Raw genomic sequence first — 14737 nt, 5'->3', positions numbered from 1 at the left:
CTCAGTCGGGGTAGTCGTCGGTTCGCAACACCGCCACCACCCCGTCGACGTCACCGAACACCTCTTGCGCGTTCGCGATCTGCGCGCCCGACAGCGTCATCGTCACCCGCACCTCGCCGTCGTCGATGTCGTGCGTGTCGGCGTCCAGCTCGGTGAGCTGCCAGTTCCGCTGCCCGCAGATCCGCAGCACCTCGCGCAGCATGCCCCGGCCGTTCTGGTAGATGATCTGCACCCGGACCGTACCGCGCAGCTGTGCCGTCAGCCGGCCTTCGACCGCCTTGAAGACCAGCGCGCTGACGAAATGCAGGGCCACCACCGCGATGGCGAGCAGCAGCAATCCGGCGCCCACGGCCATGCCGACGGCGGCCGATTCCCACACCGCAGCCGCGGTGGTGAGCCCGTGCACCGCACCGCGCCTGGTGATGATGATGCCGGCGCCCAAAAAGCCGATGCCGGAGACGATTTGGGCCGCGACCCGGGACGGGTCCAGCGCGATCGTGCCGGCCGAGAGCACGTCGGCGAAGCCGTACTTGCTCACCAGCATGATCAGCGCCGACGAGGTTCCCACGATCGTCTGGGTCCGCAGTCCGGCGCTTTTGCCCTGGATGGTGCGTTCCAGGCCGATGAGCGTGGTCAAACCGAACGCGACGAACAGTTCGACGAGATGTCGGACGCCTTGCACGTTGCCGCCCAACAGCGGTGCGGCCAGCCAGCTCTGCATACCGGTCAACTACCCAACAAATGGCGGTTCACGCCGTCGACAATGCCGCAAATCAGCGCGTGGACTTCACCACCTGCGAGTAATGAAACTGCCAACGTTCGACAATGCGGAACCCGAGATAACTCGGGAATCGATAAGCCGGGGCGCGCCCGAAAGCGGGGCCGGGCGGCAATGACGGTCCGGATTGATGGTCGGGCAGTGAGGTTTCTTTATTGGTAATGGTCCAGATTGCGGGGCATTTGTTGATTTTTGCGGTCGTCAGCCACACCGCGACGTGGCCGTCCCACAGGGACCCCACCTTGGGCCCGTACGCCCCGCGCTCGACGTCGATCAGCGACCGGAAGGCCGCCGGCCGGGTGGCCAGCAGGGCGCGGATCGGTCCGGGCCGCCACGGCACGGTGTTGTCCACCATCAGGCAGTCACCCGGGGCGGCGTGGGAGCCGATCAGGTCGGCCACCTGGCTGTAGTCCCAGCCCTCCTTGGCGTACGGCCAGCGCTGGATGAACAGGTAGTTCGGCACCGCGGCAAGCGCGCAGGCCAGCACCACGCCGGCGATGGGCCATGGCCTGCGGGCGAGCGTCACGACGCAGACGGCCAGGATGACGGCCATCGCGGGTGCGGTGAAGATCAGGTAGCGCGGATAGTAGATCGGCTCGCTGACGGCCGAGTAGATCACCACGAGCGCGGTGGGGATGACGAGCCACGCCGCGCAGACGATCAGCAACCGGCGCACGTCGCCGGCCGGGGGGTGAACGCCGGCCAGCCGGGCCCCGACCGCCGCCACGATGAGGACGGCGGCGCAGATGGCGAATGGAACGCTGTGGTCGAAATACTGGCGCAGGATGATGTCGAACGCGTAGTGCCAGCTGACCGGGTAAATCCAATTCACCTGCCACACCTGACCATGCGCGAACACCATGAACGGCGTCATCGCCGCGACGGCGACGGTAGAGCTGATCGCCCACCGAATGACGGGCGATTTCCGCGCTTTCGCCGGTGCCAGCAGCGGCACCATTACGGCATAAACCGGCACCAGCAGCACCATGTTCAGATTCAGCAGAATCGACAGCATCAGCGCAAGCGCATAGCAAACCCACACGCGCGTTCCGTTGCGCCGGACGGCGGCGACGAGCAATACGGTGAGCCAGACCGCCGCGGCGGCCGCGAAGGCGTACGGCCGCGCCTCGATTCCCGCCCAGGTGGTACGCGGCAGGACGGCGAAGAGGACACCCGCGCAGACCGCGACCGGCCGTGTCGAGAACTGCCTGGTGAACACCGTGACGCCCGCGGCGGCGGCGCCGATCGCCAGGGCGCTGGGCGCCCGCGACCAGAATTCGGTCGGCGGAAACAGCGCGAACCACCCGTGCATCAGCAGGTAATACAGCCCGTGCACGGCGTCAATGTGGCTCAGCAGCCGCCACAGCTCCGCCAACGTGCGGCTCGCCGCGGCCGATATGGTCGCGCCCTCGTCGAACCACAACGAGGGCCGGCAGGCCCAGGCGCCGCTGACAACGGTCGCGAACGCGGCGATCGCCCACGGATCGAGCAACCTGCCGGCCGGACGCGCGGGCGCGGGTTCCTCGACGCGGTCCGCGACGCGCTGCTCGACGGTGGGCATGGACATGATGCTTGTCACTGTAAAGCTGAATCGCGCAGCCGCGTCACAAATCGCCGGCGGCCAATTCGCCCCCGGCGTCCCCATTCCGCGAAAACCGGCGTTATGCAACGCTTTCCGCCCCGGGCCCGCGCATTTGAATGTTTTGTCACCGGCGATATTGTCCGTTGGCTCGGCGACGTCCCGCAAATTGTGGACACGCCGCGCCACGCGGTGTCGCTAATCTGTTCCCTCTGCCACGGGCAAACGCGATACTGTCTTGGGTTGGCTGACCAACCGAAACTGGGAGGGTAAATGGGCGCCTATCAGACTGTGGTGGTGGGAACCGACGGCTCGGACTCGTCAATGCGCGCGGTAGACAGGGCGGCGCAGATCGCCGGGCCGGACGCCAAGCTGATCGTCGCCTCGGCGTACCTGCCCCAGCATGAGGACACCCGGGCTGCGGACGCACTGCGCGACGAGAGCTACAAGGTGTCCGGCACCGCGCCGATTTATGCGATCCTGCAAGACGCCAAGGAGCGTGCGCACAAGGCCGGGGCCAAGAACGTCGAGGAGCGCCCGATCGAAGGCGCTCCGGTGGACGCGCTGGTCAAGCTGGCCGAGGACGAGAAGGCCGACCTGCTGGTCGTCGGAAACGTCGGCCTCAGCACGATCGCCGGCCGGCTGCTCGGCTCGGTGCCGGCCAACGTCTCACGACGCGCCAAGGTCGACGTCCTGATCGTGCACACCACGTCCTAGGGAAACCGATGGTGGCGACCCGCGTCGCCCGGCCACGCCGCGCTCGCGATCGCCACGGCTCGATGGTGGCGACCCGCGTCGCCCGGTTGCGCCCCGCTCGCGATCGCCACGGCGGAGGGACCGGGGCCTCACCAGCCCCGCTCGCGCCATTCGCCCAGGTGGGGGCGTTCGGCGCCGAGCACTGTGTCGTCCCCGTGGCCCGGGTAGATGACGGTGGAGTCGTCGTACACGCCGAACACCCGGGTGGTGACGTCGTCGAGTAGCTGGGCGAAATCGCCCGGCTGCCAGGTTTTTCCGACGCCGCCCGGGAACAGGCAGTCGCCGGTGAACAGCTGGGTGACCCCGCCCGTCGCCGGCCCGTCGAGGGCGAGCGCGATCGAGCCGGGCGTGTGTCCGCGCAGGTGGATCACGTCGAACCGCAGCTCGCCGATGTCCACGGTGTCACCCTGGGCCAGCAAACGGTCCGGCTTGACCGGCAGGGCCTGGGCGTCGATCTCGTTGGCGGCGGTCGGTGCCCCGGTGGCCGCGGCCACGGCCTCCAGCGCCTGCCAGTGGTCGAAGTGCTGATGGCTGGTCACGATCAGCGACAGCCTGGGTGCGTTTCCCCGGATCAGACCGATCAGGGTGTCCGCGTCGTTGGCGGCATCGATCAGCAAGGTCTCTCCGGTCGCGGAACACGTCACCAGATACGCATTGTTGTCCACAGGGCCCACCGAAGCCTTTAGGATCGTGGCGCCGGGTAGGGTCCGGCGCGCCGCGGTACCGGGGTCGACGTGTCCGGTGTAGTTGTCGCTTACCTCGTCGGGGGCGGTCATAGCGGCCACGTTACTGGTCAAACGTTGCTTGTCGGTATGGGCACCTAGCATGGAATGCGCCGTGCGCATCAACGGCTGCAGCACCTAAAAGATCCATTGAGAGAGGGCAGCGTGGCTGACCGCCTGATCGTCAAGGGCGCCCGCGAACACAACCTGCGGGGCGTCGACCTCGACCTGCCGCGCGACGCGCTGATCGTCTTCACCGGGCTGTCGGGATCGGGCAAGTCGTCGCTGGCGTTCGACACGATTTTCGCCGAGGGGCAGCGCCGGTACGTGGAGTCGCTGTCGGCCTACGCGCGCCAGTTCCTGGGCCAGATGGACAAGCCGGACGTCGACTTCATCGAGGGCCTGTCGCCGGCGGTGTCCATCGACCAGAAGTCGACCAACCGCAACCCGCGCTCGACCGTCGGGACCATCACCGAGGTGTACGACTACCTGCGGCTGCTCTACGCGCGCGCCGGCACGCCGCACTGCCCGGTCTGCGGCGAGCGGATCGCCCGTCAGACGCCCCAGCAAATCGTCGACCAGGTGCTGGCGATGCCGGAAGGCACCCGGTTCCTGGTGCTCGCCCCCGTGGTGCGGACCCGCAAGGGGGAGTTCGCGGACCTGTTCGAGAAGCTGAACGCGCAGGGCTATAGCCGGGTCCGCGTCGACGGCGTGGTGCACCCGCTCACCGATCCGCCAAAGCTGAAGAAGCAGGAGAAGCACGACATCGAGGTGGTGGTGGACCGCCTGACCGTCAAGGCCAGCGCCAAGCAGCGGCTCACCGATTCGGTGGAGACCGCGCTGAACCTGGCCGACGGCATCGTGGTGCTGGAGTTCGTCGACCACGAGCATGACGCGCACAACCGGGAGCAGCGGTTCTCCGAGAAGCTGGCCTGCCCCAACGGGCACGCGCTGGCGGTCGACGACCTGGAGCCGCGGTCGTTCTCGTTCAACTCGCCCTACGGCGCGTGCCCCGAGTGCACCGGCCTGGGCATCCGCAAGGAGGTCGACCCCGACCTCGTGGTGCCCGATCCGGAGCGCACGCTGGCCGAGGGCGCGGTGGCGCCGTGGTCGACCGGCCACACCGCGGAGTACTTCACCCGGATGATGGCCGGGCTCGGCGACGAGCTGGGCTTCGACGTCGACACGCCCTGGCGCAAGCTGCCGGCCAAGGCGCGCAAGGCGATCCTCGAGGGCTCCGACCACCAGGTGCATGTGCGCTACCGCAACCGCTACGGCCGAACCCGTTCGTACTACGCCGATTTCGAGGGCGTGCTGGCGTTCCTGCAGCGCAAGATGGCGCAGACCGAATCGGAGCAGATGAAGGAGCGCTACGAGGGCTTCATGCGCGACGTGCCGTGCCCCGAGTGTGAGGGCACCCGGCTCAAGCCGGAGATCCTGGCGGTGACGCTGTCCGCGGGGGACCGGGGCGCCAAGTCCATCGCCGAGGTCTCCGAGCTGTCGATCTCGGACTGCGCGGACTTTCTGAACGCGCTCACCCTGGGCACCCGCGAGCAGGCGATCGCCGGACAGGTGCTCAAGGAGATCCAGTCGCGGCTCGGCTTCCTGCTCGACGTGGGGCTGGATTACCTGTCGCTGTCGCGCGCGGCGGCGACGCTGTCCGGAGGTGAGGCCCAACGCATCCGGCTGGCCACCCAGATCGGGTCAGGCCTGGTGGGCGTGCTGTACGTGCTCGACGAGCCGTCGATCGGTCTGCATCAGCGGGATAACCGCCGGCTCATCGAAACCCTCACGCGGCTAAGGGATTTGGGCAACACGCTGATCGTCGTCGAACACGACGAGGACACCATCGCGCACGCGGACTGGATCGTCGACATCGGCCCGCGGGCCGGTGAGCACGGCGGCCAGATTGTGCACAGCGGGACCTACAGCGAGCTGCTGGCCAACAAGGACTCGATCACCGGTGCCTTCCTGTCGGGCAAGGAATCCATTGCGATGCCGGCGATCCGGCGTCCGGTCGACCGCAAGCGACAGCTCACCGTCGTCGGCGCCCGCGAGCACAACCTGCGCGGCATCGACGTTTCGTTCCCGCTGGGCGTACTCACCTCGGTGACCGGGGTGTCCGGCTCCGGCAAGTCGACCCTGGTCAACGACATCCTGGCCACGGTGCTGGCCAACCGGCTCAACGGTGCCCGGCTGGTCCCGGGGCGGCACACCCGGGTGACGGGTCTGGACCACCTGGACAAGCTGGTGCGGGTCGACCAATCGCCGATCGGTCGCACACCGCGGTCCAACCCGGCCACCTACACCGGAGTGTTCGACAAGATCCGCACCCTGTTCGCGGCCACCACCGAGGCGAAAGTCCGTGGCTACCAACCGGGCCGGTTCTCGTTCAACGTCAAGGGTGGCCGCTGCGAGGCGTGCACGGGCGACGGCACCATCAAGATCGAGATGAACTTCCTGCCCGACGTCTACGTGCCCTGCGAGGTCTGCCACGGCGCGCGCTACAACCGCGAAACCCTGGAAGTGCACTACAAGGGCAAGACGATCTCCGAAGTGCTGGACATGTCGATCGAGGAGGCGGCGGAGTTCTTCGAGCCGATCACCGGCATTCACCGCTACCTGCGCACGCTCGTCGACGTCGGCCTGGGTTACGTCCGGCTGGGTCAGCCGGCCCCCACCCTGTCGGGAGGTGAGGCCCAGCGCGTCAAGCTGGCCGCAGAGCTGCAGAAGCGTTCGACGGGGCGGACCGTCTACATCCTCGACGAGCCCACCACCGGGCTGCACTTCGACGACATCCGCAAGCTGCTCACCGTGATCAACGGGCTGGTGGACAAGGGCAACACGGTCATCGTCATCGAACACAACCTGGACGTCATCAAGACGTCGGACTGGATCGTCGACATGGGGCCCGAGGGCGGGGCCGGGGGCGGAACCGTGGTGGCCGAGGGCACTCCGGAGGACATCGCCGCGGTGCCCGAGAGCTACACCGGGAAGTTCCTCGCCGAGGTCATCGGCCGCGCCGCCCCGCCGCCGCGGTCGAGTCGGCGTCGCAAAGTCACCGCCTGAGCCGATCAGCCCGCGGCGGCGCCGGCTTTCGACAGCGGCGACGGGAAGCGGGGGTTGATGCGCACGCCGTCCAGCCACTCGGTGAGCTCGTCGGCGCGGCGCTGGAGGGCGCGCCGCCCGTCGCGGCCGGGCTCCTCGAGGAGCTGCAGCCGGACGCGCGCGCCGTCGTCTTGATACCAGCCGCCCATTACGCGTCCGTTCCACCACGCGGTGGGCCCGGCGTTGCCGCTGCGGTCGAACACCTCATCGCGATGGTCACCGAGGTACCACTCGCGCTGAAACCAGCCCATGGTGGTGGCGTCCAGCCCGGGCAGCAGGGCGCACCACGGGGCCGCCTCGGGCTCGGGATCGAGGTCGTCGGGCAACGCCCAGCCGGTGCCGCCGGGGCTGCCCTGCAACTCGACTTCCACCGCCCCGATATCGCTCAGGGCGTTCCGGGCCACGGTCAGCGTGCTGCCGAGCCACCACTTGATGTCGGCTACGGTGGCGGGCCCGAAGGTCGCCAGCCAACGGCGGACCAGGTCGGCCTGCGCGGCGTGCCGGGGTGGGGCCTGGACGGGCTGGCCGAGCCAGTCGCCGGTCCTGGCCCAGCGCGGCCGCGACGTGGTCCAAGCCCCGTCATTCGGCCCGCGCACGATTTCGGCTCGTGCCGAGAGCACCGTCAGCACCCGCGGGGCGAGCGGAACCTGGCCGCCCCAGCGCTTTCCGGGAGCCGGGTCGTAGGTCCCGGCCAGCTCGGGCAGCGCGGCCCGCAGCTCGGTGCTGCTGGCCGGCCCGCTGTCAGCGAGATGGCGCAATACCGCCGAACAGGCGCGGTCAAGCCAGCGCTCGCCGTCGGCGGCCACACCGGCCTTGCGCACGTCGGCGGCCAGCCGGCGCCGCTCGTTCTCGGCGACCCGCTCGCTGGACGCCGACTGAATCATGGGCAGGTCGTCGCGGCCGACCAGCCACAGCGTCCGCCGCATCGCAAGCTGCCTGACCGCGGCGCGTTCCCGGTACAGCTGCAGCTCGAGGTCGGCGGTCAGAAAGCCGGGGGAGCGCGCCCACAGCGACAGATACGGCGTCGCGGGGTCGGTCGCATGCAGCCCCACCAGCCCGGCGATCACCCGCGTCAGCGGTGGTGGGTCGCCTGCCGAAAGGAAATGCCTGCGCGCCAAGCGGTTACGCCGCTCGTCGACGGTGAATCTGCGCACCTCAACGCTCGTCGGAGCGCATCGACTCCCGGATCTGCCTCAACCGCTCGGCGGCCGCGCGTTCGCGCTCCTCGTACTGTTCCTCGACCGACCGGCCCTCCGCGGACTCGGCGTCGAGCTCCGCGGCGCCCTGCGCCGTCGCGTACCGACCTTCGATCTTCTCGCGGACCGATTCGAAGGTCGGCACACCGAAGGTGTCATACCCGGGATCGGGTGGGGTTGGTTCCTCAGGCATGGCCACGCTCCCGTTCCAGATACCGCACCATCTGTTGCCAGTACACCAGTGTGAGCGCCATCTGCACCGCGATCGCGACCGCCGCCGACAGCGCCCGACGCCGGCCGGCGGCGGCAACGGCACACAGCGCGGCCACCGACGTCAGCGCGCCGATCACCAGGGCAGCGTCCCGGGGGCGACGGCTGATCCACAACTCCTCGCCCAGCATCGCCCGGGTCGACCAGGCCCGCTCGTGCGCCGGCCTGCCGAACACGAACGGGTTGACGGCCAGCCACAACGCAATCCAAGCCGCATGGCGCCAGCGCCGTGTCCACGGCGGGATCAGGATCAGCGGGGTGCTGGCCCAACGGGTCCAGGCGCTCCACGGGTTGCAGTGCCGCGCGAAGATCGCACGCCGTACCCGCGCACCGGACGGCACCGGCGCCTACCGCCGGGCGGGGGAATGGTCGGCCGGGACGACGACCGGGGAGGGCGCCGCGGGCGGGGCGGCGCCGGGCAGCGCGGGCGGGCGAGCGCCGGGCAACGGCGTCCGGGGAATTCCCGGCGTGCCCAATCGCCCCGCCAGCCACGGCAGCGCGGCGGCGAACGCCCGGTCCGCGAACGGCCAATCGTGCTTGCCGGGCTGGGGCAGCACCGCGCAGTCGATCCCGTTGGCCCGCCCGAGCGCGCACAGCGAATAGGCGGCCGCCGTCTGGTTGCCGGGGTCGGCGGCGGCCTCCCGGCCGGCGAGACGGATCGCGCCGATATCGGTGCCGGGCAGGTCGCGGCGCGTCGCCGGCGGCCCTTCGGAGGAGATTGCGAACCAGCCGGCTACGTCGGTGTACGGACCGTGCCGGCTGATCACCGTCGTCGGGTCGAACGCCGCCCACGCGTCGGCGTTGCCGCCGAAGAGCCGGGCGATGGTCTGCGCCTTGTTCCCGGCGTTCGGGAAGAAGTCGCCTGCGACGTCGACGAACGCGCTGAACATGTCGGGGTGCATGACGGTCAGGTCCACGGCGCAGGTTCCGCCCATCGACCAGCCGGCGGCGCCCCACCGGGTGCGCTCGCGGCTGACGCCGAACGTGGAAACCATATACGGGACAACGTCTTTGGTCAGATGGTCGGCGGCGTTGCCGCGGACGCCGTTGACGCATTCGGTGTCGTTGTTGAAGGCGCCGCCGGAGTCGACGAACACCAGGACCGGCGCCTTGCCGTCATGGGCGGCCGCGAAGTCGTCGATCGTCTTCACGGCGTTGCCGGCGCGCGTCCAGTCGGCGGGCGTGTTGAACTGGCCCCCGATCATCATGACCGTCGGCAGCACCGGCGGCGGGCTGCTGGTGAACCATTCCGGCGGCAGATAGACCAGCTCGCCACGGTGCTTGAAATGGGATGCGTCGGAAGGGATCACGACCGGAACCACGCTGCCGTGCGGTGGTCGCGCCCGTTTGGCGACCATGGCGGTGACGGTGGCCGGGTCGGTCTGATCGGGCAGCGGGCCGGAGGTGAGCTGGTTCCACGCCGCCTGCACGGTGGGGAAGTAGCCCACCCACAGGTTGAGCACCAGGGCGGCGCACAGCGCGCACAACGGGACGGCCAGCAGCCCGGCTCCGCGCCGCCAGCGGCGGGCGCCGCGCCACCCCAGGATCAGGACCGCGAGGGCCGCGCCGGTCAACGTGATCCACAGCCACAGCGTGGCCGGCGCGGGCTCGTCGGACATGCCGCGGTCCACGATGTACCAGTGCGTCAGATAGGCGACGGCGGCACCGGCCAGCGCAGCCGCCGGCAACCACACCGTCCGCCACCGCCGCGACCGCCAGCCGACGGCCAGCGCCAGCACGACCGCGGTCACCGCCTGGATCGTGGTGGGCAGCCAGCCGTGCATCAGCGACGTGTGACTACTTGCCAGCAACTGCGCCGTGGCGTTGGTCGTCGACGCGGTCACGGCATTCATTGTGATGCATTGTTAACCGGCCTGGAACATATTCACCGAATGTTCGCCCCGGCCGCGCCGGGCGTCCCCGGGCCGGCTAGTGGGGCTTGGCCAGCGGGAATGGCAGGGTCTCTCGGATGCTGCGGCCGGTTATGAGCATGACGAGCCGATCGATGCCCATGCCCAGCCCGCCGGTGGGCGGCATCGCGTACTCCATGGCCTGTAGGAAGTCCTCGTCGAGCTCCATCGCCTCGGGGTCGCCGCCGGCGGCCAGTAGCGACTGCGCTTGCAGGCGCCGCCGTTGCTCCACCGGATCCGTCAGCTCGCTGTAGGCCGTCCCCAGCTCGACGCCCCACGCCACAAGGTCCCACCGCTCGGCGACGCCGCGCCGGCTGCGGTGCGGCCGGGTCAGCGGCGAAACGGACGTGGGGAAGTCGATGTAGAAGGTCGGTTTCTCGGTCCGGTCCTCGACCAGGTGCTCGTACAGTTCCAGCACCACGGCACCGGCGTCCCACTGCGCCCGATACGGAATGTGGGCGGCGTCGGCGAACTTGCGCAACACGGGCACGGGGGTGTCGGGATCGATGGGCTCCCCGAGCGCTTCGGAGACCGCGTCGTGCACGGTCTTCACCGGCCAGTCGCCGGAGATGTCGACCGGGTGGAGGTGGCCGTCGTCGGTTCGGGGCCGTAGCACCATCTGCTCGCCGTGGGCGGCCTGCGCGGCGTTTTGGATGAGCTCGCGGGCGCCGTCGATCCAGACCTTGTAGTCGGCGTGCGCCTGGTAGGCCTCCAGCAGCGTGAACTCCGGGTTGTGGCTGAAGTCGACGCCCTCGTTGCGGAAGGCCCGGCCCAGCTCGAACACCCGCTCCACGCCCCCGACGCACAACCGCTTGAGGTACAGCTCCGGAGCGATGCGCAGGAACAGGTCCATGTCGTAGGTGTTGATGTGGGTGACGAACGGCCGGGCGGTCGCGCCGCCGTGGATCTGCTGCAGGATCGGCGTCTCAACCTCGATGAAGCCCTTGGCGAACAGCGTTTCCCGGACGGAGCGCAGGACGCTGCTGCGGGCCGTGAGCAGCTCGCGGGACTCCGGATTGACCGCCAGGTCGACGTAGCGGGTCCGCACCCGCGCCTCCGGGTCGGTCAGCCCCTTCCACTTGTTCGGCAGCGGCCGCAGGCACTTGCCGATCATCCGCCAGTCGCCCACGATCAGCGAGCGGGTGCCGTTCTTGGAAAAGCCCATGTGCCCGGACATCTCGACGAGGTCACCCAGGTCGATGGCTGCGGTGAAATCCGCGGTGCGCCCCTGCTCCAGGCGTGAATTGTCAAGCAGCACCTGCAGTTCGCCCGACCAGTCCCGCAGCTGCGCGAACAACACCCCGCCGTAATCGCGGATCCGCAGGATCCGGCCCGACACCGAGATGGTCTCCTGGTCGTCGGCCTCCAGCGCCCGGGCGATGGTGTGGCTGGGCGGCGACCCCACCGGATAGGCGTCAATGCCCTTGCGTCGCAGTATTTTCAGCTTGGCCAGGCGCACCCGCACCTGTTCGGGTAGGCGGGCCCTCGACTCTTCCAACTCCGCGTCGTCGCGTTGCTGCTGCAACTCGCTCACATCCGGCGCCGAGCCGTCGTGATGCAGCAGGCCCGACTCCACCAGCCTGGGCGGCACGGCGGGGTGATGGCCGGTGTGCACCCGATCGCGCCGGGTGAACGGCAGCACCAGGAAACCCTCCGCGATCACCGAGGCGACGCCGACCCGGGGGATCAGGCGCGCGTCCTCGTAGCAGGCGTAACGCGGAACCCATTCGGGTTGGTACTTCATGTTCGAGCGGTACAGCGTCTCCAGCTGCCACCACCGCGAGAAGAACAGCAGCAGCCCACGCCACAACCGGGCGATCGGTCCGGCGCCGAGTTGGGCGCCCTGCTCGAATGCCGAGCGGAACATCGCGAAGTTCAGCGAAATACGGCTGATGCCAAGGGTTTCCGCCGTCAGGGCGAGCTCGCTGACCATGAGCTCGATGGTGCCGTTGGGTGATTGCGGGGAGCGGCGCATCAAATCCAGGGAGACGCCGGTGGTTCCCCACGGGACCAGCGACAGCATCGCCACGACGGCGCCGTCGCGGTCCATCGCCTCGACCAGCAGGCAATCCCCGTCCGCGGGATCGCCGAGCCGGCCCAGGGCCATGGAGAAGCCGCGTTCGGTCTGGGTGTCGCGCCAGGCGTCCGCGCGGGTGATGGTCTCGGCCATCTCCTCGGCCGAGATGTCACGGTGCCGCCGGATGCGCACCGTCAGCCCGGCCCGGCGGGCCCGGGTCACGGCCTGGCGCACACCGCGCATGTCGGGGCCGGAAAGCCGGAAGTCCGCGGTGCGCAGGATCGCCTCGTCGCCCAGCTCGAGCGCGTTCAGCCCGGCCTCCCGATAGACCCTTGCCCCCTGCGTGCTGGCCCCCATGACGCCCGGCGCCCAGCCATAGGTCTGGCACAGCCCCAGCCAGGCGTCGATGGCCTGCGGCCACGCCCGGGGGTCGCCGATCGGGTCGCCGCTGGCCAGGCACACCCCGACCTCGACGCGGTAGGTGATGGCGGCCCGGCCGCTCTGCGCGAACACCACCGACTTGTCGCGGCGCGTCGCGAAGTAGCCGAGCGAGTCGTGCTTGCCGTACAGCTCGAGGAGCCCGCGGATGGCCGACTCGTCCTCACCCGTCAGCGCGTTCTCGGCGCGCTGGGACTGGAACAGCACGATGGTCGCCAGGATCAGCGCCAGCGCGCCGAACAGGCCGAAGATCGCGTTGAGGAACACGTGCGGCCTGCCGGTGAACAGGTCCGGATCGGCCAGGGCGAATCCGACCACCCGGTTGGCCACGTAGGGGAGGCGGTCCTGGCGGGCCAGCGTTCCGGGCCACAACTCGACCAGGCCCCACGAGATCAGGATTCCGACCACATCCCCGGCGACCAGCACCGCGGCGGCCTTGACCAGCGCGCCTTTGCGGACCTTGGCCCAGAACTCCCGGTACGCCAACACCAGCAGCACGATCGCGACGATGTGCACCGAGAACCCGAGGTTCTCCCCGAAGGTCTCGGCCGCGGTGTTGTCGCCCGCGGCGATGTCGGCGACGTTCAGGCCGGCGGCCAGGATCATCTGGCCGAGCAACACCAACCAGGCGACGCGTTTGCGGGCGGTCAACGCCGCGGCCAGCAACGCGAGCACGAACGACCACGCGATGCTGGTGTCGGGGAAGTTGAACAGATAGTTGTTGATGAACTCGCGTGGGACCTTGATCAGCCACCGGATGGCGGGGGACACGCTCGCCAGCAGCGACACCGTCGCGATGACGCCCACGATCCACCCGGCCGCCGCCGGTACCCAGCGATACCGGGATTGCGACCGGCCGCGGGGTCCCGAACGGGACCCCGAACGAGAGGAAGCGAGTGTCACAGACCGCGAGGATATGCCCTCAGTCCGTGAAAAGCTTGGCGAAGCGCTAAGAGCGGCCGGCAATAATTCGCCCGGTGGCGGACGTGCGTCGGCGCCCGCCGAACGAGGCCGGGGGCGAAGTACGAAAAGCGGCCTCGTGGCTGCTAAACTGGCGTCCACGACCATCCCGGCGAAGGCCAGGAACAGTTAAGTGGAGTCCCACTCCCACCGCGGGCCACGAATTTTTCAAGGCTTTGCGGTCCGGTCACAGACATCGCGCATGTCTGTTCCGCGGGCGACGCGGGCGGCTTGACCAATGGCAGGCCGTGATCGGTCGGCATTGGGCCCTGCTACGTGCGGGGCTTTTCTGCTGGTGGTGTGGTGTTTCCGCCGCTGCATTCCGACTCGGACCCAGGCTCTGGCCGTGATGGCACGACACGTATAAGCCCAACAAGGGAGGCCCCATCAGCACTGAGACCCGCGTCAACGAGCGCATCCGCGTACCTGAAGTCAGATTGATCGGCCCCGGGGGAGAGCAGGTAGGCATAGTGCGCATCGAAGACGCACTGCGCGTCGCTGCGGACGCCGATCTCGACCTTGTCGAAGTCGCCCCCAATGCCAGGCCCCCGGTCTGCAAGATCATGGACTACGGCAAGTTCAAATACGAGGCGGCGCAAAAGGCGCGCGAATCCCGCCGGAACCAGCAGCAGACCGTCGTCAAAGAGCAGAAGCTGCGACCGAAGATCGACGATCACGATTACGAGACCAAAAAGGGTCACGTGATCCGCTTCCTGGAGGCGGGTTCGAAGGTGAAGGTCACCATCATGTTCCGCGGACGTGAGCAGTCACGGCCCGAACTGGGCTACCGCCTGCTGCAGCGGCTGGGCGCCGACGTCGCCGAATACGGCTTCGTCGAAACGTCCGCCAAACAGGATGGCCGCAACATGACGATGGTGCTGGCCCCGCACCGCGGCGCGAAGACCCGCGCCAGGGCTAGGCACCCCGAGGGACCCGGGGAGGGCGCGGCATCGGACGCCGATGCGGGCGCCGACACCCCTTCACCCAACTGACCTGAGACTGA

Annotated in this window: 11 protein-coding genes; 3 read left to right on the top strand and 8 right to left on the bottom strand. The window is 69.0% G+C overall.

The window, feature by feature from the left end; genetic code table 11:
- Nucleotide 1: 1 nt before the first annotated feature.
- Nucleotides 2-721: an MgtC/SapB family protein gene (locus tag A5713_RS01905; RefSeq protein ID WP_068091954.1), complete on the bottom strand. Its 720-nt coding sequence runs from the start codon at nt 719-721 to the stop codon at nt 2-4.
- Between the two features lie 52 nt (nt 722-773).
- Nucleotides 774-2345: a glycosyltransferase family 39 protein gene (locus A5713_RS01900; protein WP_068091950.1), complete on the bottom strand. Its 1572-nt coding sequence runs from the start codon at nt 2343-2345 to the stop codon at nt 774-776.
- A 285-nt stretch (nt 2346-2630) separates the two neighbouring features.
- Here A5713_RS01900 and A5713_RS01895 point away from each other — a divergent pair, with 285 nt between their 5' ends.
- The gene (locus tag A5713_RS01895; RefSeq protein WP_067917084.1) at nt 2631-3074 is read left to right on the top strand and encodes a universal stress protein; all 444 of its coding nucleotides are present in this window, start codon (nt 2631-2633) and stop codon (nt 3072-3074) included.
- Nucleotides 3075-3202: 128 nt separating this feature from the next.
- On the opposite strand, the gene A5713_RS01890 is transcribed toward A5713_RS01895, so the two are convergent.
- Entirely contained in the window at nt 3203-3889 is a 687-nt protein-coding gene (locus A5713_RS01890) for an MBL fold metallo-hydrolase (RefSeq protein WP_067917082.1), read from the bottom strand.
- 111 nt (nt 3890-4000) lie between these two features.
- Between A5713_RS01890 and uvrA the strand changes: the two genes are divergently transcribed.
- Nucleotides 4001-6904, top strand: coding sequence for an excinuclease ABC subunit UvrA (uvrA, locus tag A5713_RS01885; protein WP_068091947.1), 2904 nt, complete (start codon nt 4001-4003; stop codon nt 6902-6904).
- Between the two features lie 5 nt (nt 6905-6909).
- Here uvrA and A5713_RS01880 read toward each other — a convergent pair whose 3' ends face one another.
- The 5 genes from A5713_RS01880 to lysX form a co-directional block, all read right to left on the bottom strand.
- Complete coding sequence (locus tag A5713_RS01880; RefSeq protein WP_068091946.1) at nt 6910-8097, bottom strand: winged helix DNA-binding domain-containing protein; 1188 nt, start codon at nt 8095-8097, stop codon at nt 6910-6912.
- Between the two features lies 1 nt (nt 8098).
- The gene (locus tag A5713_RS01875; protein ID WP_068092005.1) at nt 8099-8332 is read right to left on the bottom strand and encodes a hypothetical protein; all 234 of its coding nucleotides are present in this window, start codon (nt 8330-8332) and stop codon (nt 8099-8101) included.
- A complete protein-coding gene (locus A5713_RS01870) occupies nt 8325-8750 on the bottom strand; it encodes a DUF6653 family protein (protein ID WP_197516268.1) in 426 nt (141 codons plus the stop codon). The genes A5713_RS01875 and A5713_RS01870 overlap by 8 nt, the downstream gene beginning before the upstream one ends.
- A 6-nt stretch (nt 8751-8756) precedes the next feature.
- Entirely contained in the window at nt 8757-10262 is a 1506-nt protein-coding gene (locus A5713_RS01865; protein WP_197516267.1) for an alpha/beta hydrolase family protein, read from the bottom strand.
- Between the two features lie 76 nt (nt 10263-10338).
- Complete coding sequence (gene lysX, locus A5713_RS01860; RefSeq protein WP_369804351.1) at nt 10339-13692, bottom strand: bifunctional lysylphosphatidylglycerol synthetase/lysine--tRNA ligase LysX; 3354 nt, start codon at nt 13690-13692, stop codon at nt 10339-10341.
- Nucleotides 13693-14120: 428 nt separating this feature from the next.
- On the opposite strand from lysX, the gene infC reads away from it, so the two are divergent.
- The gene (infC, locus tag A5713_RS01855) at nt 14121-14726 is read left to right on the top strand and encodes a translation initiation factor IF-3 (RefSeq protein ID WP_082972717.1); all 606 of its coding nucleotides are present in this window, start codon (nt 14121-14123) and stop codon (nt 14724-14726) included.
- Nucleotides 14727-14737: the final 11 nt, after the last annotated feature.

The sequence above is a fragment of the Mycobacterium sp. E2497 genome (genome assembly GCF_001668695.1).
In the GTDB taxonomy this organism is placed as follows: Bacteria; Actinomycetota; Actinomycetes; order Mycobacteriales; family Mycobacteriaceae; genus Mycobacterium.
This window is presented reverse-complemented; position numbering and strand designations above follow the sequence as displayed.